Origin of the sequence: Gluconobacter sp. P1D12_c (genome assembly GCF_018812105.1) — a bacterium.
GTDB classification, from domain to species: Bacteria; Pseudomonadota; Alphaproteobacteria; order Acetobacterales; family Acetobacteraceae; genus Gluconobacter; species Gluconobacter oxydans_A.
The window spans coordinates 1-375 of sequence record NZ_JACSIQ010000786.1 but is presented as its reverse complement, the minus strand read 5'-3'; the positions used below and the strand labels follow the sequence as shown (position 1 = coordinate 375).

The 375-nt window shown below is 56.3% G+C and carries 1 protein-coding gene; it reads left to right on the top strand.

Features of this window, described 5'->3' with window-relative positions; translation table 11 throughout:
- Positions 1-375: transposase (locus KP705_RS19195; RefSeq protein WP_215765461.1), on the top strand; the 375-nt coding region annotated here is incomplete at both ends.

Sequence of the window (375 nt, the reverse complement as noted above, 5' to 3'; positions counted from 1 at the left end):
GCATTTTCCCGGACTGTGGATTTTGAAGTGTTCCGTCCTGATCTGGAGAAGGCACTGGCCTATTCAGATGGAAGCAAAGGCGGGCGACCGCCATTTGATCCGGTGCTGATGTTCAAGATCCTGGTGATCCAGACGTTGAACAATTTGTCTGATGAGCGGACGGAATATCTGATCAACGATCGCCTGTCGTTCATGCGCTTCCTTGGGCTGGGGCTTTCAGATCGTGTTCCTGATGCCAAAACACTCTGGCTGTTCCGTGAGCGCCTGACGCAGGTGGGAGCGATCGAGGGTCTGTTCAACCGTTTTGACGCGACCCTGCGGCACGCCGGCTATCTGCCGATGTCGGGCCAGATCCTGGATGCAACGCTGGTGGCG